20 protein-coding genes are annotated in these 20,939 nt (G+C 41.5%); 16 read left to right on the plus strand and 4 right to left on the minus strand.

Features of this window, described 5'->3' with window-relative positions:
- The first annotated feature begins 116 nt into the window (after positions 1–116).
- From V7654_RS05565 to V7654_RS05575, 3 genes are all read left to right on the plus strand, one after another.
- Complete coding sequence (locus tag V7654_RS05565) at positions 117–1,004, plus strand: GNAT family N-acetyltransferase (RefSeq protein WP_335429161.1); 888 nt, start codon at positions 117–119, stop codon at positions 1,002–1,004.
- Positions 1,005–1,437: 433 nt separating this feature from the next.
- Complete coding sequence (locus tag V7654_RS05570; protein WP_335429164.1) at positions 1,438–2,526, plus strand: HupE/UreJ family protein; 1,089 nt, start codon at positions 1,438–1,440, stop codon at positions 2,524–2,526.
- 80 nt (positions 2,527–2,606) lie between these two features.
- Positions 2,607–5,162, plus strand: a complete 2,556-nt coding sequence (locus V7654_RS05575) for an outer membrane protein assembly factor BamB family protein (RefSeq protein ID WP_335429166.1) — start codon at positions 2,607–2,609, stop codon at positions 5,160–5,162.
- A gap of 256 nt (positions 5,163–5,418) precedes the next feature.
- Here the strand turns inward: V7654_RS05575 and V7654_RS05580 are convergent, their stop codons facing one another.
- The 4 genes from V7654_RS05580 to V7654_RS05595 all read right to left on the minus strand — a co-directional run bounded on the left by V7654_RS05580 (position 5,419) and on the right by V7654_RS05595 (position 8,214).
- Positions 5,419–6,429, minus strand: a complete 1,011-nt coding sequence (locus tag V7654_RS05580; RefSeq protein ID WP_335429169.1) for a DUF3231 family protein — start codon at positions 6,427–6,429, stop codon at positions 5,419–5,421.
- A gap of 256 nt (positions 6,430–6,685) precedes the next feature.
- Positions 6,686–7,078: a hypothetical protein gene (locus V7654_RS05585; RefSeq protein WP_335429170.1), complete on the minus strand. Its 393-nt coding sequence runs from the start codon at positions 7,076–7,078 to the stop codon at positions 6,686–6,688.
- Positions 7,079–7,206: 128 nt separating this feature from the next.
- Positions 7,207–7,578 (minus strand): VOC family protein, encoded by a 372-nt coding sequence (locus tag V7654_RS05590; RefSeq protein WP_335429172.1) that lies wholly within the window; start codon positions 7,576–7,578, stop codon positions 7,207–7,209.
- Between the two features lie 180 nt (positions 7,579–7,758).
- Positions 7,759–8,214 (minus strand): GNAT family N-acetyltransferase, encoded by a 456-nt coding sequence (locus V7654_RS05595; protein WP_335429669.1) that lies wholly within the window; start codon positions 8,212–8,214, stop codon positions 7,759–7,761.
- A 303-nt stretch (positions 8,215–8,517) separates the two neighbouring features.
- Here V7654_RS05595 and V7654_RS05600 point away from each other — a divergent pair, with 303 nt between their 5' ends.
- The 13 genes from V7654_RS05600 (at position 8,518) to V7654_RS05660 (ending at position 20,807) form a co-directional block, all read left to right on the plus strand.
- Entirely contained in the window at positions 8,518–8,880 is a 363-nt protein-coding gene (locus V7654_RS05600; protein WP_335429174.1) for a hypothetical protein, read from the plus strand.
- Between the two features lie 11 nt (positions 8,881–8,891).
- The gene (locus V7654_RS05605; RefSeq protein ID WP_335429176.1) at positions 8,892–9,083 is read left to right on the plus strand and encodes a YgiT-type zinc finger protein; all 192 of its coding nucleotides are present in this window, start codon (positions 8,892–8,894) and stop codon (positions 9,081–9,083) included.
- Between the two features lie 60 nt (positions 9,084–9,143).
- The gene (locus tag V7654_RS05610) at positions 9,144–10,586 is read left to right on the plus strand and encodes a DUF262 domain-containing protein (RefSeq protein WP_335429178.1); all 1,443 of its coding nucleotides are present in this window, start codon (positions 9,144–9,146) and stop codon (positions 10,584–10,586) included.
- Positions 10,583–12,511: a DUF262 domain-containing protein gene (locus V7654_RS05615; protein WP_335429180.1), complete on the plus strand. Its 1,929-nt coding sequence runs from the start codon at positions 10,583–10,585 to the stop codon at positions 12,509–12,511. Before V7654_RS05610 ends, V7654_RS05615 begins: the two co-directional genes overlap by 4 nt.
- Before the next feature lie 17 nt (positions 12,512–12,528).
- Positions 12,529–12,762, plus strand: a complete 234-nt coding sequence (locus tag V7654_RS05620) for a DUF7662 domain-containing protein (RefSeq protein WP_335429183.1) — start codon at positions 12,529–12,531, stop codon at positions 12,760–12,762.
- A gap of 295 nt (positions 12,763–13,057) precedes the next feature.
- The gene (locus V7654_RS05625; RefSeq protein ID WP_335429186.1) at positions 13,058–14,161 is read left to right on the plus strand and encodes an ABC transporter ATP-binding protein; all 1,104 of its coding nucleotides are present in this window, start codon (positions 13,058–13,060) and stop codon (positions 14,159–14,161) included.
- A complete protein-coding gene (locus tag V7654_RS05630) occupies positions 14,158–14,961 on the plus strand; it encodes an ABC transporter permease (RefSeq protein WP_335429189.1) in 804 nt (267 codons plus the stop codon). The genes V7654_RS05625 and V7654_RS05630 overlap by 4 nt, the downstream gene beginning before the upstream one ends.
- Before the next feature lies 1 nt (position 14,962).
- Positions 14,963–15,766: an ABC transporter permease gene (locus V7654_RS05635; protein WP_335429191.1), complete on the plus strand. Its 804-nt coding sequence runs from the start codon at positions 14,963–14,965 to the stop codon at positions 15,764–15,766.
- Complete coding sequence (locus tag V7654_RS05640) at positions 15,763–16,836, plus strand: ABC transporter substrate-binding protein (protein WP_335429193.1); 1,074 nt, start codon at positions 15,763–15,765, stop codon at positions 16,834–16,836. The genes V7654_RS05635 and V7654_RS05640 overlap by 4 nt, the downstream gene beginning before the upstream one ends.
- 211 nt (positions 16,837–17,047) lie before the next feature.
- Positions 17,048–18,031, plus strand: coding sequence for a DUF4003 family protein (locus V7654_RS05645; RefSeq protein WP_335429196.1), 984 nt, complete (start codon positions 17,048–17,050; stop codon positions 18,029–18,031).
- 210 nt (positions 18,032–18,241) lie between these two features.
- Positions 18,242–18,526, plus strand: a complete 285-nt coding sequence (locus tag V7654_RS05650) for a transporter suffix domain-containing protein (RefSeq protein WP_335429199.1) — start codon at positions 18,242–18,244, stop codon at positions 18,524–18,526.
- Positions 18,527–18,701: 175 nt separating this feature from the next.
- Positions 18,702–19,400: a SurA N-terminal domain-containing protein gene (locus V7654_RS05655; protein ID WP_335429200.1), complete on the plus strand. Its 699-nt coding sequence runs from the start codon at positions 18,702–18,704 to the stop codon at positions 19,398–19,400.
- A 282-nt stretch (positions 19,401–19,682) separates the two neighbouring features.
- The gene (locus V7654_RS05660; RefSeq protein WP_335429202.1) at positions 19,683–20,807 is read left to right on the plus strand and encodes a hypothetical protein; all 1,125 of its coding nucleotides are present in this window, start codon (positions 19,683–19,685) and stop codon (positions 20,805–20,807) included.
- The last annotated feature ends 132 nt before the right edge of the window (positions 20,808–20,939 follow it).

Genomic DNA, 20,939 nt, shown 5'->3' on the forward strand with positions numbered 1-20,939 from the left:
CGGCAGCTGTTTTTTTATGGGCATTCCCATAAAAAGTGAAACACGAGAACCGTCCCCATGTTCTTGGAGGATTTTTGACCATCAAATCGAATTAGATTAGGATGGGGGTGTGGAATTTGAAAAAGATTGAGAAACCTTGGATCAAGCTTAAAGAGGGCATTGATTCTGAGGATTATGAGTTGGTTCATCAGCTTCAGGCGCGGTGCATTGAACATGACAAAACTGCGCTAAAACTGGAGCTGGATTATAAGCTGGGTGTTACTGGCGAAAAGAACGGCGTTCAGAATATCAATGAATTCATGTATTTTGATGGAGAGCGGCTGATTGGCTACATAGGGATTTGCAGCTTTGGCGGCCCGTGGGAAGTGAATGGTATGGTCGATCCAGAGTACAGGAGACAAGGTGTTTTTACAAAACTGTTTGAGCTCGTCCTAGCAGAAGCTAAACGAAAAGATTCAAAAGGGATGCTGTTATTAAGTGATCGCCAATCCGATTCAGGGCAGAAGTTCATCGCTGCAACAGATGCACGGTACAACCATTCGGAATATGAAATGTACCTGAAAGGGGAGCCAGCCCAGCAGCAGTCAGGTCTCTCCTTTAGAAAAGCGAACAATGCGGATGCAATGGAGCTAGCCCGGCAGAACGCGATTTATTTTAACGATGAGCAAGAAGTAGAGATAAACCCTGAGGACCTGCCCATGCCTGAAGAGGAAGAAAAGCGGGGGATGACGTGTTATCTTGTTGAAAAAGACGGAGAAATCATCGGGAAAGTGAACCTGCAGGTAACCTCCAAGATTGGTGCTATTTTCGGACTCGGCGTCCTGCCTGAACACCGCCGCAAAGGTTATGGAAGATCCCTTCTCCTGATGGCTATTGAAAAGCTGAAGGAAGCAAACGCAAAGGACATCATGCTCCAGGTGGCGGCAGAAAATGCGAATGCCCTCAACCTTTACAAGTCCTGCGGGTTTGAAGAGACTTCTACGATGGATTATTACTATTTATAAAACATGGGTAGAACATGGGGACGGTTCTTTTGTTCCAATTCAAAGTGAAAATGGAACACGAGAACCGTCCCTGTGTTACTAAAGGATCAGCTCCTTATGGGGGCGGGTCTTTTTTTGTTTTCGGGATTTTTTCATGGGTCTAGAACTTTTGTAATGGCTTCCCGCTGAAGTACTAATTGAAACTTTACTGTATTAAAGTCTTCTTGCTTGTTATGCTCCAGAATGACCTCGGCTTAAGGATTTTGTCAATCGGTATATCCTCTTGGTTTTCGAAAGGGAAATGCCGTTTTACCCGCTACTTCCTTCCTTTTTTTCTATACAGTTTCTTAATAAGCTCTTTGTATTTTCTTAACCTCAATTTCACCTTTAGTTAAAACTTCAATTCTATTCTTAAACAAGATAGAAAATTTGGATATATAAAGGTGTGTAGCTAATGAAGTTCAGTCTGAAAAAATATGTGAATTTGGCACTTTTAAGTCTATGTATCTTTGTTTTTCCGTATAGTGCTTCGGCACATACAGATAACAGTGAAGGGTACTCCAAATTATCATTTGATGACAAAGGGCTGGTTTATGAAATCCAGATTGATTACCTGGAACTGGCGCGGGTTATTGACCTTGGAATCAATTCGGACGACCCGGCATCCGTTTTAGAAGCAGCTTTTAAAAAGCACCAAAAGGTTATAGAGGAATATTTTCTAACAAAGCTTTCAGTTTTCAATCAAGGAGCCAAGGTAGAAGGCGTTCTTGCAGGAATGGATGTTAAAAGGAAATTAAATCGGGATTATGCCGTTTTTACCTTTCATTTTCCGATAAAGGAGAAGGAATCTGCAGCTTTGCAAATTAGCAATAATATTTTCTTTGATGACAATGACCCGTCACACAGGAATGTAACAACCTATGAACTCGGTGACAAGAAGGGCCAATTTGTTTTTACAGCGAATAATAGGGACTTCCATCTCGGGAAAGAAACAATGTTTGGGCAAAGTATCCCTTTTATTAGGCTTGGTTTCCAACATATTCTTATCGGTTTGGATCACATTTTATTCATCATAGCACTTGTGGTCACATCACGAAAAAAATCAGATGTCTTTAAAATCATTACATTGTTCACGGTTGCTCATAGTGTCACTCTTGGCCTTGCAGCTATGGAACTGATCTCGATCCCAAGTCAAATCGTAGAACCATTGATTGCTTTAAGCATAGCGTTTGTAGCAATTGAAAGAGTAATAGGACTGTCGGAAAAATATAGGTATGGGGTTGTTTTCGTTTTCGGATTAATTCATGGAATTGGTTTTGCTGGAGCTCTGGAGTTACCAAACCCAAAGGATTGGGCGGCTATCTGGCCTGTTTTAACATTTAATGTGGGTGTCGAATTCGGACAGGCTCTCATTATTGCCCTTCTTTTCCCAATGATGATCTTTATTCGCAGATTTAAGTGGTCCTACCCTCTGCAGCTTGCCTTGACCAGCGTAATTTTCTTTATTGGATTAACCTGGTATTTTCAGCGCTTTTTGACCTGATGTGCCTAATTCCAAAGGGGGTGATGCCAGAGTAAGCGTGTGAGCAGGATTTGGATGAAAAAAGATTAGGAGGAGAAAGAATGAGTATTAAACCAGACGCTAGCAAGAAAATAAAAAAGGTATTGAAACCAAGTTTGATTGTTCTTATGTCAGGTCTCGCTTTAGCCCCTTTCATAAAATCAGTTGACGCGGATAGCCAGAATGCCACAGTTAAAGGAACTGTCTATGAAGATAAAAATAAAAATGGAACGCAGGATGTAAACGAACAAGGCATTCCGAATGTCACTGTTTCTGATGGCAAGACTTTGGCGGTAACCGATGAAAAAGGTAATTATGAATTGATCTTTGATACCGAAAGACGCGTTAATGATCTCGTTTTTGTAAGTGTACCAAGCGGATATAGTGTACCTGCTGATAAAAACAAAACACCTCAATTTTATGAACAGTTAGGCGCCGTTCAGGCGGATGAAATGCGTGAACAAAACTTCGGGCTATTGAAGACGCCGGAATCGTCTAATCCTAATTTTACTTTTGCCAACATAGCTGACGTTCACGTGCAGGCAGGCTCAACGAATAACAAAGAACGATTCACAGGGCAGCTTGACCAAATCAATAAATCCACTGGAAATCCAGCTTTTATCGCGGTAAGTGGAGATTTGACAAATCGTGCTACGGATGAAGAATTTAAGGATTATACAGCAAGCACGGCAACATCCTCCTTGCCTGTATATCCAGCAGTTGGAAACCACGACTTTGCGCCTGGTCCGGACTATAAAACAAGAATCGATCGTTACCGGGAATATCTTGGACCTGAATGGTATTCATTCGATTACGGAAACAGGCACTTTGTTACATTGGAAAACACTCTAGGCTTCAATGAAAAAGACCAATTGGAATGGTTAAAGCAAGATCTTGCCCAAAATGCAAAAGACAAGGAAGTCGTTGTATTGGTACATAAGCCGTTGAATACACCGCAAACTCCTTCACCTGATAGCACAAAAGAATTTATGGATCTGCTTAGTCAATATCAGACACGACTCGTAATGGTGGGGCATACGCATGTTAATGATGTAGCCCAGGATACGATTCCGGGAGCCAATCATGTAACGACGGTCTCCAGCGCTTACACCATTGACCAGGCTCCAAACGGATTCAGAATGGTTAACTTCCAAGGAGACAAGCAGGACCAGAAATTTAAAATGTATGATGTGAAACAAAATGCAGCGATCGTCCATCCTTCAGCGGAAGGAAAGGTGCCAAAAGGGATGGTAGATGTGTTAGTAAACGCATATAACACGACAAGTAATGTGAAAAGTGTTGAATATCGAGTGGACGGCGGTTCATGGAAAAAACTAAAACAAAGCAGTGGAATGGCATGGTTTGGCCAGTGGGACGCAAAAAATGCTGACAATGGCAAACATGCAATCGAGACCAGGGTAACAGATGACGCGGGAAAAGTATGGTCTAAAAATCAACTCTTTGAAATTGTGGACAGCTCGGAACAGGTTTCACCAAAGGTTGGGGCAGACTGGTCAATGTTCCATGGAAACGCCCAGCATACTGGGACAGCCAAAGATAAGCTGGGTACAGGGCTGAGCTTGAATTGGACATATCGGACTCCTGGTACAATTCTTACTTCTTCGCCTGCGGTCGCAGATGGAGTGGTCTACATTGGAACACGGGATGAAGAGGGCAGCAGCAACAATGCCATTCATGCAGTGGACCAAAAAACCGGCGAAAAATTATGGCAGGTTAAAGCGGATGCGCAAGTACAATCCTCTCCAGCAGTAGAAGACGGGATTGTGTATGCTTCTTCGATTCGTGGCACGGTTTATGCACTTAATGCAAAGACTGGAGAAGTGGTTTGGAAGAAAACAATTGGTAAAGATGAAGTTCAAAGGGCTTGGATGTACTATTCACCAACTGTGGCAAATGGAGTTGTATATCAGGCATACAGTACGGGCAGTGGCGGTAAGATGATGGCGCTTGATGCAAAAACAGGTAAAGAAATATGGAACTCTTCTTTAGCGGGGAACTGGATTGTTGAATCAACGCCTGTCGTACAGGATGGCAAGGTTTTTGTCGGCGGAGACGGTGGCTGGATGATTTCTCTTGATGCCTCTACTGGTAAAGAACTGTGGAGGAAAAAGCCTGCTGGAGGCTGGATGCACTCAATGCCAGCGATCTCTGAAGGAAAGCTTTATATGGGATATCAAGGAGGGCTATTAGTAGCACTTGATGCATCAACCGGAAATGAGTTATGGCGTTACAACAGTACGGATTCGTCATATATTCACGGTGGAGCGACAGGTTCCTCTCCAGCTGTAGCGGATGGAATTGTCTATATGGGATTCCCTGATGGAAACGTGGCAGCACTGGATGCCGAGAATGGTACATTAAAATGGAAATACCGGACAAATGGAGGAATCATCTCCTCAGCGGCCATCAGTGGTGAAACAGTCTACATTGGTTCAAACGATGGCAATCTATATGCCTTCGACAAATTAACAGGACAGCCTGAATGGAAGCATGAAATTGGGGCATGGGTTGCCTCCTCTCCTGCGATTTCTGGAAATACACTTGTGGTAGGAGCCTTAGATGGAAATCTGTATGCTTTCACACCCCAAGGAAAGTAAATCACCATAATTTCCGAAATTCGTATAACTGAATAGAAGTTCGAAAGGATCTGCTCCTAAACAGGGCAGGTCCTTTTCATAAGCATAGGGACGTTTCTTGGAAGCACGGGGACGTATCTTGTGCTTCCATTTGGGTTGAACTATTTATTGTTTTCCTTTCAATTCAATATTGTCGCATATAAAAAGTTTACAATGCCTTAGTTGCTGACCTCATTATTCGTCCAAAATAAAGAAGCAAAGGGAACGTCCCTTTGCTTCAGTTTGAGTTTTTGTCTGCGATTTCTTTTCTATTAGGAGCAAGGGGAGGTTGTTCTAACCATTCATGTTTTTCCATGATATCAAACCATTTTTTTGTCACCATTAAATTTTTTAGAATTATGCTTTCATAAGTTGTAATAAGGTCTGTACGCATGGAAGATGCCAAACCTGTACCGTGATAAACTTGAGCAGCTTGGAACAAGAAGCCAGTATGATACAACATTAGTTTATCGGAAAAAGGAGAGTCCGTTGAAGTGGTGACTTCTGTCTCCCATGATCGAGGGACTGGTAAATTATCCTTGTGCAAGATATCTGCAAGAGTTTGTATTTGTTGATCAGACGTTTTCTCAGACTCCATTAAAAATTTTCTTACTTCTTTTGACTGAGCTACTTGACTGAATGCAATAGCAAGAGTTTTAGCCATAATACCTTTTTTCATGTTGAAAGAAATACTAATGATTTCTGTGGCAGATAAACTTCTCCCTTTTCCAAAAAGACCATCTGTGAAATCTTTACTAACTATGAATTCTGGACCATTGGAAGGATAAAATAAAGGATCTCTCTGGAAATTTCCTTTCTCCAGTAAGAGTTCTATTGTCTGGTGGTACATCCTTTTTCCGTCGTTATCGCATGTATCGTAAAACTCCCTTAAATCTTTTCTTACAGAAACCCCAAATGCAGTGATATGTCCAATCAAACCATGCAATGTCATAATATGTAGATAATTTAAACAAAAAATGTCAGAGAATAGTCTTTCTGCACCTTTATTTAGGTCGGCTTCACTAAAGCCTATTGGAACTGGAAAACCTTCGTTCTCTATAAATGTAACCAGTTGTTTCTTTTGCCGTTCGAACGTCTTAATCGCATCATCAAAAATGGCTTTTATTGCTTCATCCTCAATAATGGTGAACATATATCGATTTACTGCATCGACCATAGTCCCGTTTACATATTCGCCCCACAATGAACCGATCTCAGAAGAAGTAAGCTGTAATTTTTCCTTATCCATATTTTCACCTCACAATTATTATTTCCTCATTTAGAAGAAATATTAATGTGGAAGCACAGGGACGTATCTTGTGCTTCCGTTTGGGTTGAACTATTGAAACATGGGGACGTATCTTGTGCTTCCATTGGGGTTGAACTATTCATCGTTTTCCTTTTAACTCCAAATTGCCACATAAGTTTACAATGCTTTAAATGCTGACCACAGTTTGAATCCAAAAAAAAGAAGCAATGGGTACGTCCCTTTGCTTCTAAGGTTCCTATGGAATTGAAGTTATGTTCAAAGATGAGCCTATTAATTCATTCTCACCTAATGCTTGCACTTCTAGATGGTCGTGTAAATGTCTTGGAATCTTCCATGTTAATGAGAAATTATTATCCCCATCATCTTTTATGTCATAGCCGATCAACTTTCTTTCATACCATTGCTGGGTTCCGGTTGGAATTAACCAAAATAAGACCGTTTCTGTGTTCGTTGCTTCAACATAGATGGTAATTTCGTCTGTACCTTTTGGGACAGATACCCAATTGTCAATTTCGGGAATGCTCGTATAAAATTTTTCTATTTTAGGCACGGTAGGAACATATTCTTGTTGGCCTTTAACAGGAATATTCATTGCTAAGCTAATAACCAGGAACGGTTCTAAAAACATGAAAACCACCTCAGAACTAGCGTCTCCATATATAGCTAGGTTATGAAAGAAACATGGGGTATACATGGGGACGGTTCTGGCGTTTCATTTTTTGAGCAGAATCGTGAACATGAGAACCGTCCCCATGTTTATCTGTGCTGGTCAACAAGGATCTGGTTGCCGTCTGGATCTTCAATCATAAAGTGGGCTGGCCCTTCGCTTGATTCGTCTGCTTCGGTTAGTATTTTTATGCCGCTTTCTTTAAGCTGCTTTTGCAGCTCGCGGATATCTGTAAAGGATTCAAGATTTTCGGCTTTTTCGTTCCAGCCTGGGTTGAAAGTCAGGATGTTTTTTTCAAACATTCCTTGGAAAAGTCCGATAATGCAATTTTCATTCTTCATAATCAGCCAATTTTGAGAAATGTCCCCTCCAAGGGAATCAAACCCGAGCTTTTCGTAAAAAGCTTTTGAGACATGAATGTCTTTTACAGTTAAACTTACTGAAAATGCGCCAAGTTTCATTTAATTACCACCACCTTTGTATTATTGATTAAAAATTCAGATATCTATGTACATCTTAAAGTATAACAGTATTCCATATTAATTAAACTAGTCGGTTCATTTATGATAATCCATGAAATGCACTCAATGCTCCTTAACCTTAGTTAAAAGGCTGCCGGGGAATTTCCGGCAGCCGTCTTTTTACAATGTCTTAGTCATGAATACACTATTTGGGTCTTCTGCATAGTCGTCAAACGGCGGGCAGTAGTGGAAGCCATATTTTTCATAGAGCTTCCTTGCGGGAATGAATCCGTCCATTGAGCCTGTTTCAAGACTAAGTCTCGTATAACCGCGCAGCTGTGCTTCATGGATGATGTGTTCAAGCATTCCTTGCGCGACGCCTTTGCGGAGGTGGGCGGAGGCCGTCCTCATGGATTTGAGTTCACCATGCTGGCGGCCTAGCTCCTTCAAAGCCCCGCAGCCCATAAGCTGCTCGCCATCCCATGCCGTCCAGAAGGTAATTTCGGGTTTTTTCAGCTTCTCCAGACCCAAGGCATGGATGCTCTCCGGCGGTGAGTGCAGCGTCATCCCATGCAGGTGTTCGTTGATCAGGGAAATGACTTCGGGTTTTGTCAGGTCATCAATTTTAATTTCCATATGGTCCTCCCGTTTCATATGTTGAACTAGTAAATTATGAATATCATAACCTCTTTATCGGAAGGTAGACAATGAGTTTTTGGATAAATATTGTCATGTAAAGATATCCGGGGAGAGAAGAGCTGTTTTTTGCAGCTCTTTTTCATTTTAAGGAAAAAGAGGGACAAAAGTGGGCCTCAGTCTGGAACACGAGAACCGTCCCCATGTTCTTGTTCTAAAACCTCGGCGACTCATTTTATGGAAAAAAATAATTGGAAAATTATGCTACAATTAAATCATCTATAAATGGGAGAGATACCGATAATGAATAAATTAACAGAAGGTACGGTTGTCCAGAGTGAAAAATTCGTAAATGGTATTTTAGAGGATGGCAAATTGTATGTGGGTGATTACATAGAGAATAGCATTTTCGATTTTTCAAAGGGTATGCGGGAAAACGATGCAGCCAGGGCGGATAAACAGTATGTCATCATAGCGAGCTGGGAGATGGAGCCCAGCAGCTTGACCCTATTCCAGAATCGGTTGGTTGCCAAAGAACTGAATGAAGACGGTACCTTCAATGAAAACGGAAAGGAAATCAATTTTTCTACTGCGGGAGTGTATCGAGGATCGATCAAAGAATCCGATATTACTATTATTAAAGTGATGAAAAAGATATTTATATAAGGGGAGTCAACATGCAAACACAGTTTTGTCCAACATGCGGTAGCAAGATGATCGAGGATGCAGCTGAGGAGATTCATGAGCTGCCAGATGGCTCGGTGCAAATAGACGCTATCTATCCAGCATGGGTATGCAGCAGGTTCTGCGGCTATTATGAAAAAATGGACTGCTTCTCTGGTAAGGGAGAAATAAGAAAGGGTTCTTAGTAGTGAAATGGGATGAATGAAATTCAGTAATAGAGTGAGATAAAGTGAGAGTGATGGAGTATGGAAACAACCATAGTTAAAGAAGTAAATGTATTTGTCTGTAGTTATGATGAGTTTTTTTGTGAAAAAGCAGAATTTCCAGTCGGGATCGATAGCTATCAAAGACCCTATATATGGGATGAGTTAAAGGCTCGAGAGCTTCTGCAGGATTTAAAGGAGTATCTAGAGTCTGGCAGTAGTGTTCCTTTTTACATGGGATCGATTTTGCTGCATAAGGATGAGCAAGCCGGCAGGATGTTTATCATAGATGGACAGCAGCGCCTTACAACACTGAGTATTCTGTATTATGCGCTAAACGGAAAGCTTGTTAATGTTGAGAAGATAGCGCTGGAATATGATTCACCAATTTCAATCCAGAATATCCAAAGAATCCAGCATGTATTCAGTGGCTTGCAAGGATGGGACCAATATACGGATTTGTTTGGTAAAATCCATTTTACATTCATAACCACTGCTTCTGAAGATCAAGCCTTCACCTTCTTTGATACTCAGAATAACCGCGGTGTAAGGCTGAATCCTAGTGACTTATTGAAAGCTTATCACTTAAGGTCAGTCAAGGGTGAAGAGTTTCAGAAAGATTGCGCTAACAAGTGGGAATCAATTCAGGGATATGACTTATGGAATGAGAAAGATTTTATAGCTCAGGTTCTTCTTCCTTCCTTATGGAGGGCGCGAACCTGGCGTGGTCAAAACTCGTTAACATTTGAGGACGACGGCGGCCTGCTTTATGAATTTATGAAGAGAACAGTACAGAGCGATGCTGATAATTCTGTAAAGCTCTATCCCAATTCAAATAATGTATTTAATGCAAGGCTTCGCCTCGACAGCAATAAGGCATACATATTCGAAATGCAAGCGGAAGAGAATGGGGATAATAAAATCCTGCCTTTTATCATAAGGCAGCCGATTAACAATGGAATGGGCTTCTTTCTGTTTATAGAGAAATATGCTGATGTGATGAAATACCTTTTTGAAGATGAAAATGCTGATTCCGAAGTGCTAGCGTTCCGTGACTTTTATAGCAATGTCTGGGAGAAAACCTCTGTTTATCTAAGAGAGTTGTTTGTACTGGCAGCTGTCATGTACTATGACCAATTTCGTTCGGATAGGTTATTGGAATTTTCATTAAGACTTGATCATGTCTTAGGAGCTATACGTTTGGATAAAAACTATATTTTCAAAGTAGCACCACTGAAGTTTTTAAAAGAAATGGATCTAAATCTCCTTGATGTCATTAGTCAGGCATTTAGGACAAATGAGGTTTTTGAGTTTCTTGAATTGCTTTCAAGAGAAATCACAATCTATCATACGGAGAAAATTGTTAAAGGGAAAGGTGTTCAGGGGCGCTATAAGGAAAGGCTGCTTAACTATTACGGCAGAGACAGCTTTGAACACAAATTAAATTGGATTACATCGGAGTTTTTAAAGGGGAGATACAAATGAAAATTGAATCTTCAGCAGTGACATTGTCAGAACTCGTGAGCAATTCTTCATTTTTTCAGATACCGATTTACCAGAGATTGTATGTGTGGGAAGAGGATCAGATTAAAACTTTATTGGAGGATATCCAGTCTGCGGTGAAAGAACGAAAAGACCTTTATTATTTGGGTGGAGTGCTTGTCGTTGAAAAGAATCTACCTCAATCCGGAAATGTTTATGACTTAATCGATGGGCAGCAGCGATTTACAACTTTGTGGATGATGGCGATTGTTTTTCGGGATGCCTTAGAACCGTTTGTTGGTGATAGTAGAACACTTCGAATTCATTTCGCTATTAGGGATCATATAAACGAGTTTTTTAAAAGCTATATCACCGGTTACAAAGATCAAAAAGCAACACCGAATATCGAGAATGCGTTAGCTTTGATCGAAAGCTTCAAAGCAGGATTAGATAAAGGTGAAGCAACAGAGTTTGCTAGATATGTTTTTGAAAATATCAAGCTTATATTAACTGAAGTTCCTGGAGAAATGGATTTAAACAAGCTTTTCGAAGTCATCAACAACAGAGGAGTACAGCTGCAGCATCATGAAATACTAAAAGCGAGAATGTTGAACAGGCTTCCGGAAAAAGATCAGTCGCCTTATAACCTCTTATGGGAAGCATGTTCAAATATGAATCAATATATTGAGAAAAATATCCGCAGGAGTACTGGTATAAAGACTCAAGCTCTATTTTCCAAAAGGGAATCCAGAAAGGGGGAAGAAGCACTTTCGGATGCTGGCAATATTCTTGAAGCAATAAGTGACAGGGATAAAACAGCTCATAATCCTATCAAATTGTTGGATATCCTTAAAGGGGAAGGAATGAGAGGGTCTGGCAATAAAGTGGAAAATAACACTCTTGAAGAAGGTGAGGATCAAGTCAGAAGCATTATAACATTCCCAATGTTACTGCAGCATACCTTAAGGATTTATCTTGTTAAAAAACAAAAGGAAGATATCGAAAAGATCTTAGATAAGGAGCTTCTCCGAATATTCCAGGAGCATTATAAGGTTGATTCTACAACTGAAGAAGATGTAAAGGAATTTATTGAGCTTTTGTGGCGAGTAAGATATTTCTTTGACAAGCATGTCATTAAATGGGTTAAGGATGAGGACGGAAACGAGATTCATTTAATCAGTAAATTGGATAAGCAGAGAAGTAAGGAAGGTACTTATTTGGTCAGAGTGAAACCTCAATCTAACCAAGGGACCGCCCTTCTGCAAAGTATGCTGTACCACTCCCAGCAAATAACCACTCATTACTGGCTGACCCCTTATTTAATGTACATTATTGATCACAAAGGACAGGATAGCTATGCCTATCTTCGCCACTTGGATAATTATTTGCTGTGTTCGAGTGAGGAAGAACCGCTAATTGTGCGGACTAGAAAATTCCTAGAGAAACCATTCCGTCATGCGGCTTTAACTATAAAAGAGCTGAACAAGAAATCAGGAACATCCTTTCCCCATTATTGGTTTTACAAATTGGAGTTTGTCCTCTGGTATACACTCGCAGACAAAAAGGGAGAGAAATGGAAGAACTTTCGGATGACAGCCAAGAACTCCGTTGAACACATTTCTCCGCAAACACAAAAGGACACTGATACTAATACTGTGTCATCTGAATTGCTAAATAGTTTGGGGAATTTGGCACTAGTGTCCAGAAGCATTAACTCTGAATATAGCAATCTGCCATTCAACGAAAAGCGCCAGCGCTTCATGAATAATAATAGAGAGAAACTTGATTCTTTAAAAATGGATTTAATCTATGAGAATAAAACATGGAACGACGAGATGGCACGTAAGCATCAGATTGAAATGATTAAGATGATGAATGAGTATTTGGGATTATCCGGTGATAGTGATCCCGTTTCTAAGAAGATTTAGAAGGTGGAGGTATTGATATGTACAAATATACACCATTATATAATTTCTTAATGAGTCAGGAACAAGATAGAATTAAATTAACATTTGCTGAAGTTGAAAGAATCATCTCGGATCAGTTGCCTGCATCTGCTTTTAAATATAAAGCATGGTGGGCAAACGGAGGACATATACAAGCCAATGCATGGCTTGAGGCGAAGTATACAGTTGAAGATGTTAAACTTGGGGAATACGTAGAGTTTGTAAAGAGTTAATATTCTTGTGTTCAAGCAGGGGTTCTCCCAGCAATAAATACTTTATTTTATAATACTCTTAGGCTGCCGGAAAATAATTCGGCAGCCTTTTTATAAATCGTGGCACTAAAAATAGATTGATAAAAAAATAAAAAAATCCAGTAAGGTTTTAACCCACTGAAGAGACAGCTAGGTGATCCTATAACTAAATCAATAACATTGTATTTTTACCCCCCTACTGTATAATTATTCCTTGTGATACTGCATTAATTTAATTGATTATTCAGATAAAGGTTTTTTATAAAGGAGGTTCAAAATGAATAACTCTACGATTATTCAATTCAATAATGTAACGAAGCAATATGACAATGACGCGCCTGTTCTTGACAATGTGAGCTTTGAGATACAGCGCGGGAAATTCTATACACTGCTGGGCCCGTCTGGCTGCGGGAAAACTACGATTCTCCGATTAATCGCCGGTTTTACCGAAGCAACGTCCGGTGACATTCTTTTTAACGGTAAAAGAATCAATGACCTGCCTGCCAACAAGCGCCAGGTGAACACGGTTTTCCAGGATTACGCCTTGTTCCCTCATTTAAATGTATTTGAAAATGTCGCGTTCGGCTTGCGCATTAAGAAGATGAAGAATGCCGATATTGAAGCGAAGGTAAAAGAAGCGCTTCAGTTCGTCAATCTATCTGGCTATGAAACTAGGGAAATCCGTGAAATGTCGGGCGGTCAGCGCCAGCGTGTCGCGATTGCCAGAGCGATCGTCAACGAGCCGGAGGTCATCCTTCTCGATGAACCATTATCGGCCCTTGACCTGAAGCTGCGTACCGAGATGCAGTATGAACTCCGTGAGCTGCAGCGCCGTCTTGGCATCACATTCATTTTTGTCACGCATGATCAGGAGGAAGCTCTCGCGATGTCGGACGAGATTTTCGTCATCAACAAGGGGAAAATCATGCAGAGCGGCAGCCCGACGGATATTTATGATGAGCCAATCAACCGTTTTGTCGCGGACTTTATCGGTGAATCCAATATCGTCAAAGGAACGATGATCAAAGACCATCTCGTCGAATTCGCGGGCAAGCGTTTCGAGTGTGTCGACATGGGCTTGAACCCGAATGAGCCGGTTGAAATCGTCATCCGTCCTGAGGACCTTGAAATCACGACTGTCGAGAACGGCAAGCTTCAGGTAAAAGTAGATTCACAGCTGTTCCGCGGCGTTCACTATGAGCTGAGCTGCTATGACGAGGAAGGCAATGAGTGGCTCGTCCATTCCACGAAAAAAGCAGAGGTTGGCGACCAGATTGGGCTTTATTTTGACCCAGAGGCGATTCACGTCATGCGCCTCGGCGAAACGGAAGAGGAATTCGATGCCCGCTTAGAAGCATATGAGGATGGAGAAGTGGAATGAACACGAGACTGACACGTTCATGGTACACGCTTCCTTATACGCTCTGGATGGTTTTCTTCGTCATCGCGCCGATTGTGCTCGTCGTATACTATTCATTCCTGAATATCGACGGCCAATTTTCGCTCGTAAACTACCAGAAATTCTTCACGCCGGTCTATTTAAAAATGACCCTGAGCTCGTTCTGGTATGCTTTCCTGATTACATTTTTCTCCCTGCTGGTTGCCTACCCAACCGCCTATCTTTTAACAAAAACGAAGCACAAGCAGCTATGGCTCTTGCTGATCATCGTTCCATCGTGGATTAATCTTTTGTTAAAAGCGTACGCATTCCTTGGCATCTTTGGAACGTATGGCGTCAGCAATCAATTATTAGAAGCGATCGGGATTGGCACGCAGCAAATCCTGTTCACTGATTTCAGCTTTATTTTTGTATCGGTCTATATTTTTATCCCATTCATGATTTTGCCGATTTTCAACTCATTGAATGAATTGAATCCGACCTTGATCGACGCCGCCAATGATTTGGGCGCATCGAAATGGACGACGTTTACCCGTGTTATTTTTCCATTAACGATCGAAGGGGTAAAATCTGGCATTCAGGTCACGTTCATTCCAGCATTGTCTCTGTTCATGCTGACACGATTGATCGCCGGTAACCGCGTGATCACGCTCGGTACAGCTATCGAGCAGCATTTCCTTGTGACCCAGGATTGGGGAATGGGTTCGACGATTGCGGTATTCTTAATTATCATCATGTTCGCCATCATGGCGGTAACAGGCAACCGAAAGAGAGGTGTGTAGGATGGAGCGAAAAACGTCTAAGCTAGCAAATGTATTTTTAATGATCGTTTTCTTCATTTTATATGCACCGATCTTTTTCCTGATTTTTTACTCGTTCAACAGTGGCGGAACGATGTACAACTTTGAAAGCTTCACGCTCGATTGGTACAAGGAACTCTTCGGTGATGTCCGCTTGCTGATCATCGTATTGAACACACTGGTAGTAGCCTTGCTGTCTGCGCTATTCGCGACGATCATCGGGGTAATTGGTGCGCTGGCGATCCACGCGGTAAAAAAGCGTTCAGTACGTAATTCGTTGCTGTCGTTGAACAATGTATTGATCGTCAGCCCGGACGTCATCATCGGGGCATCGTTCCTGATTTTGTTCACGATTTCCGGCTACAAGCTCGGATTCTATTCGGTGCTACTATCGCATATCGCTTTTAGCGTACCAATCGTCGTCCTGATGGTGCTGCCGAAATTATCGGAAATGAGCTCATCACTAGTCGATGCGGCAAGGGACTTAGGTGCAAGCAGCTGGGATGTGTTGACGAAGGTGATTCTGCCGTTCATCTCACCAGGCATCATGGCCGGGTTCTTTATGGCCCTGACCTACTCGCTGGATGATTTCGCGGTGACATTTTTCGTGACAGGCAACGGCTTCAGCACACTGTCAGTCGAAATATACTCCCTGGCACGCCGTGGTGTCTCATTAAATATTAACGCCTTATCGGCATTGTTATTCTTATTCACGATTATCCTTGTCGTGGTCTACTACTTTATCACGCAGCGTCAGAAGCTGAACGCAGTGGGGGTGAAGAAATGAGGCAATTAGTGCGCGTATTCATCGCCATTTCCCTAGTTTCAGCACTGCTGCTGGCGGCCATTTCTAAATTGAATGACACCCAGGGTTATTCAGGCGACAATACATTGACCATCTATAACTGGGGCGATTACATCGATCCCGATCTTGTCAAACGCTTTGAAAAAGAAACCGGCATCAGCGTCGTATACGAAACATTCGATTCCAACGAAGCGATGATGACAAAGGTCAAGCAGGGCGGAACATCCTACGATATCGCCGTGCCATCAGAATATATGATTGAGAAAATGCGCGAAGAGGATTTACTGATTCCAATCGATCACTCGAAGCTGCCGAATCTGAAAAACATCGACGAGCGCTTTATGGACCTGCCATTCGATCCTGAAAACAAATACTCGATTCCTTATTTCTGGGGAACGGTTGGGATTGTGTATAATCCTGAATTGTTGGACGGCAAGGAATTCAGCAGCTGGAACGATCTCTGGGATCCCGAGTTGAAAAATGAAATCCTGCTTGTCGACGGTGCCCGTGAAGTCATGGGGATGGGGCTGAACAGCCTTGGGTATTCATTGAACGATACCAACAAAGAACACCTGCGGGAAGCCAAGGAGAAGCTCGATACCCTGACACCAAACATCAAAGCCATCGTTGGTGATGAAATTAAGATTCTTTTAGCCAACGAAGAAGCACCGATTGGCCTCGTCTGGTCCGGCGACGCGGCTGATATCATGTCCGAGAACGAAAACCTGGATTACGTTGTACCGGAAGAAGGCTCTAACCTTTGGTTTGACAACATGGTTATTCCAAAGACGGCTAAGAACGTAGAAGCGGCTCATGAGTTTATCAACTTTATGTTAGATGCTGAAGTTGCGGCTCTGAATACGGAGTGGGTGAGTTACTCCACGCCAAACAAAGCTGCGCTTGAGTTTATGCCGGAAGAGATGGTGACGGATGAGCGGTTTTATCCTTCGGCTGAGTTGACGGAGAAGCTGGAGGTTTATGAGAACCTTGGACAGAGTAATTTGGCGTTTTATAATGAGCTTTTTTTAGAGTTTAAGATGCATAGGAAGTAAGCTAGTGGAAGCACGGGGACGGTCCTTGTGCTTCCTTTTTTTAGAGCACGAGGACGTTTCTCGTGCTTCCACTTTTTTTCACGCTTTTAAAAAAAGCACAGGGCACTTTTTCAGTGGTCTCGAGCCGTCCCTCTGTCTCATTTCAAAGAAAACAAAACTTTTTTAAATCTCAATTGTATGAAAGGTAATGATTGATTCAAAGGAGGTCCATATGGAAAAGTCTAAGAATAATATGGAAAGATATACACTAATTTATTCCGAGCTAAGAGAAAGGTTTCGCTGGAAGGTTTCCGATTCATCCGTATTGATGATGGTGGCATCTTTGTATATTTCGAACAATCGCAGCTTTGATATTGAAAGATATAATGATGTTGCGGAATATATAAAAAATCAATCTGGCCTGTTTTCGCCTTTACGGTCTCAGTCTCGTTTTACCTTTGCAGCCATGCTCGATACAAGATTTGATAATCCCAAGGAGATGTTTACACACTTTATTGCTGCATACGATGAACTGGTCTCAGCGGGATTCAGCAGAAATATTTTCACCTACATTGCCGCCCTGCTGCTGATCACAACCGATGCAAAAGATCTTGGGTCCCTTTCTGAACGGGCAAGAAGCATTTATAAGAGGATGAGTGAGGAGCATTTATTTTTGACAGGTCACAGCGATTATCCGCTTGCGGTCATGCTGGCTCAAAGCGACCGTCAAACTGATGAACTGATTTTTCATATGGAAGACCTATACAGCAAGCTATCCCAAAATGGCTTTCGAAAGGGGAATGACCTGCAAAGTATGAGCCACATTCTTTCATTGCATGAAAACGGCTCTGTGGATGACCTGGTTGCAAAATCTGCTGAAATCTTCGACCGCTTGAAAAAAGAAGGAATCAAGCCAAAATCCATGTTCTATCCACAAATTGCCTTGCTCACCTTCATTGAAAATGGCATTGACAACCTTACAGAAATAAGAGAAATATGGGAGCAATTGAACGCAGAGAAGCCATTCAAATGGAAAAAAGACATCAATTTCATGATGGCCGTTACTTTCGTAGTCAGTGACAAAATTGAAAATTCCTCCCTGCTTCAGACTAGTCTTTCTACCACCATCGAAACATTGATACAGGCACAGCAGGCAGCATCGATCGCAGCCATATCAGGTGCCGCTGTGGCATCTTCTTCAACGGGAGGAGAATAAGCTATTTGATGAGGCTGTCCAAAAATGATAACTTTTGTACAGCCTTTCAGAGTACAGTTGGAAGAGTGTTTTAGATTTAACCACTTTATATTTCTTCTTAATCAAACGTTTGATTAAATATGGGACAAGTGGAGGGATCCGGTAGTTCATAAATTTTTGGGGGCAGCAGAACCATCCCTCTGTCTCTTTATCCCAACATTGGAGGAAATGATGCAGAACGAATCAAAAGCAGCCAAATCTTTAGTATATAAAGTGGGAATGGTCCTGATCATTTCATCTTTTATATTTTGGGTCCTTCCCATGGGGATTCCTTTTTTGCCACTCACTGGTAAATGGAAGGCAATCAGTATTACAAGCACACTGGTTATTGCAGAGGTCTTCTTCTGGATTGGTGCTATAATGGTGGGCAAAGAAGCCGCGGGAAAAATAAGAACAGCGTTAAATCCGAAAAACTGGAAAAGAAGAACTCCAGAAAGAAAAAATGATCTTGAGTAATTGGGTAAGTATGGATTGTTGGATCAAACATAGGGTGATGAATGAGGAGGTATCAGTGAATACTTTTTTCCTCAAAAGGGAAATGATTAATGTTTAAAATTCCTGTAAAACTCTCCTATTTTCTCGATGGATATGGTAGTATGATGAACATGTTGGTTGAAAGGGGAGTTTGTTTATGATGAAGCGCATTTTTACAGGCATTCTATTATTGAGCTTAGCGGTCCTTGTGCTAGGCGCATGCAGCAACGATAGCTCAAAAGGCAATGCTGAGAAACAAAATAAAGAAGATTTAGTTGCCACAGTAGATGGGAAAGGCATTTCCAAAAAGGAATATAACAAAGAGCTGGAGGCTATGAAAGCAGCATACGAACAGCAAGGCATGCCGACAGATCAAATGGATGAAAAGATGAAGGAACAACTCGAAAAGACAGTTCTGGACAATATGATCAATGCGGAGCTGCTTCTCCAGACAGCTGAGAAGAACGACGTCTCCGTTGAAGAAAAAGAAGTGGATGCAGAGCTGGAAAAAATCAAAGCCAACTTCGAAGATGATAAAAAGTTTGAAGAAGCACTGAAAACGAATAAGATGAACGAGAAACAGCTCAAAGCCCAGCTGAAAAAGCAAATAACGGTCAATAAATATATAGACAGCAAGATTGGCAAGGTAGAAGCAACACCACAAGAAATCCAGGCCATGTATGACCAATATAAAAAGCAGCTCGAAAGCCAAAAGCAAAAGCCAGAAGAGTTCGCAAAGATAAGTCCACAGCTTGAGCAGCAGGTTCTCGCAAAGAAAGAGAATGAGAAGGTTAGTGAGCTGGTGGAGAAGATTCGTAAAGAGAATGAAGATAAAGTTAAAATCCATGAGGCGTAGGAAGGTCCTAGCTTCGGGTATTTAAATGGGGGATAGACTTTTGTCTATCCTCTTTTTAATATGTCTAAAAGAAGCACGGGGACGTACCTTGTGCCTCCTTTTTTGTTCAGGCAAAGCGCGGGGATACCTGAACTATCTATAATTTCCAGAGGTGCATACAATTATAAAAATAGGTGATTTGGTGAGGCGGCGTAACCGTCACTTTGTTCTTTGTGGTAAATTTTTGAAAAAGAAAGAATGGTTGTTTATAATTCACCTATATATTCTTTTAAGGAGATACATATGAAAAAGACGTTCCTTTTATTTGCGATTACCCTGATTTTTCTGGTTTTAACAGGCTGTTCGGTGAGCGATCAGGAGCTTAAGGATTATGTTCATGATAAACACAATGTTAATGTCGATATTGTCTCAAGGCCAAAGATTGACACGGGCAATGGAGGGAATAGCAGTTTCAGGGTAAAGCATAAAGACATTCCGGAATTTAGGTTTTCCGTGTTTGTTGATGGTCTCTTTTTCAATGGAATAACAGGGGATGATTATAAAGAGAGCCTTGAATTCTATGAATTCAATAAAGAGTATATGGAATCCAATCTTCATGAACAGTTTAAAGAACTGGGGTTCGAAAAATCATTCCTGCAGTTGTATAGAACAAAAGACGAGGATGGGTTTAAAGGAAGTGCTTATCTTTTCTTGTTTAAGCCTGAAGGAATAGGCGTGGATGAACATGATTATTCCTTGCTGCAACAAAGTTACCCTCTGATCCAGGAGGTGAAGCAGAAACTGGCAGGCCTGCAGTACGATCTGTATGAACTCTATGTTTATGACGTGAATGCTTTCAACCGCTTCTATCTATATGAATATGATAGCAAAGAGTACAAGATTATGAATGAAGTCAGCATCTATAAAACGGGTATCGAGAAAATGAATACGGTCGATGGGGTGAAAGAAGCGATTTTTTCTGACAGCCTTAACCGCGAGAAACTGATCAGTTCTCATTTTTTCAAAAAAGAAGGACATAAGGTTGCGGAGAAAATGCCACAACTGAATAAAATTGGCTTTGAACCCGATGAAGGCTTTCATTATGGCTTCGTTGAGCCCTATTTATTCTGTGAGGATGGAAGCAATGACTATGTTTCCTATGAATCAATGAACATAAACGCTTGCCAGTCTTATGAGCTACACTTGCAGACAAAGGGCACTCTGTCTGGTATGGCAGAAGAAAGCAAGAAAGAGCAAATCATGCATATGCTATCAATCGTTCAATCCATCAACTTACCGATCAACAATATGAGCCTGAAGGTGATGGATGGAAAGTATGTTGATTTTATTTACCTCGAAGACATTGATAAAGTAAAAACGATTCAGGATCTGGAAGGCATTCTTGACGAGCAGCTGGCCGATGAATAGTTTGGTGGAGGGGCATAGACAGGGGACGTATCTTCTGCTTCCATTTTCTTCATGGAAACTTCAAGAAATGAATTCGTTTGGCGATGATTCATGGGGTAACAAAAGGAGCAAAGGGTACGTCCCCTCGCTTCG

The sequence above is a fragment of the Bacillus sp. JJ1609 genome, from assembly GCF_036967045.1.
GTDB lineage: Bacteria > Bacillota > Bacilli > Bacillales > Cytobacillaceae > Mesobacillus.

Coding starts and splice junctions, on each gene's coding strand:
- V7654_RS05570 (WP_335429164.1), top strand. CDS start 1,438: ATGAAGTTCAGTCTGAAAAAATATGTGAATTTGGCACTTTTAAGTCTA.
- V7654_RS05575 (WP_335429166.1), top strand. CDS start 2,607: ATGAGTATTAAACCAGACGCTAGCAAGAAAATAAAAAAGGTATTGAAA.
- V7654_RS05580 (WP_335429169.1), bottom strand. CDS start 6,429: ATGGATAAGGAAAAATTACAGCTTACTTCTTCTGAGATCGGTTCATTG.
- V7654_RS05585 (WP_335429170.1), bottom strand. CDS start 7,078: ATGTTTTTAGAACCGTTCCTGGTTATTAGCTTAGCAATGAATATTCCT.
- V7654_RS05590 (WP_335429172.1), bottom strand. CDS start 7,578: ATGAAACTTGGCGCATTTTCAGTAAGTTTAACTGTAAAAGACATTCAT.
- V7654_RS05595 (WP_335429669.1), bottom strand. CDS start 8,214: ATGGAAATTAAAATTGATGACCTGACAAAACCCGAAGTCATTTCCCTG.
- V7654_RS05600 (WP_335429174.1), top strand. CDS start 8,518: ATGAATAAATTAACAGAAGGTACGGTTGTCCAGAGTGAAAAATTCGTA.
- V7654_RS05605 (WP_335429176.1), top strand. CDS start 8,892: ATGCAAACACAGTTTTGTCCAACATGCGGTAGCAAGATGATCGAGGAT.
- V7654_RS05610 (WP_335429178.1), top strand. CDS start 9,144: ATGGAAACAACCATAGTTAAAGAAGTAAATGTATTTGTCTGTAGTTAT.
- V7654_RS05615 (WP_335429180.1), top strand. CDS start 10,583: ATGAAAATTGAATCTTCAGCAGTGACATTGTCAGAACTCGTGAGCAAT.
- V7654_RS05620 (WP_335429183.1), top strand. CDS start 12,529: ATGTACAAATATACACCATTATATAATTTCTTAATGAGTCAGGAACAA.
- V7654_RS05625 (WP_335429186.1), top strand. CDS start 13,058: ATGAATAACTCTACGATTATTCAATTCAATAATGTAACGAAGCAATAT.
- V7654_RS05630 (WP_335429189.1), top strand. CDS start 14,158: ATGAACACGAGACTGACACGTTCATGGTACACGCTTCCTTATACGCTC.
- V7654_RS05635 (WP_335429191.1), top strand. CDS start 14,963: ATGGAGCGAAAAACGTCTAAGCTAGCAAATGTATTTTTAATGATCGTT.
- V7654_RS05640 (WP_335429193.1), top strand. CDS start 15,763: ATGAGGCAATTAGTGCGCGTATTCATCGCCATTTCCCTAGTTTCAGCA.
- V7654_RS05645 (WP_335429196.1), top strand. CDS start 17,048: ATGGAAAAGTCTAAGAATAATATGGAAAGATATACACTAATTTATTCC.
- V7654_RS05650 (WP_335429199.1), top strand. CDS start 18,242: ATGCAGAACGAATCAAAAGCAGCCAAATCTTTAGTATATAAAGTGGGA.
- V7654_RS05655 (WP_335429200.1), top strand. CDS start 18,702: ATGATGAAGCGCATTTTTACAGGCATTCTATTATTGAGCTTAGCGGTC.
- V7654_RS05660 (WP_335429202.1), top strand. CDS start 19,683: ATGAAAAAGACGTTCCTTTTATTTGCGATTACCCTGATTTTTCTGGTT.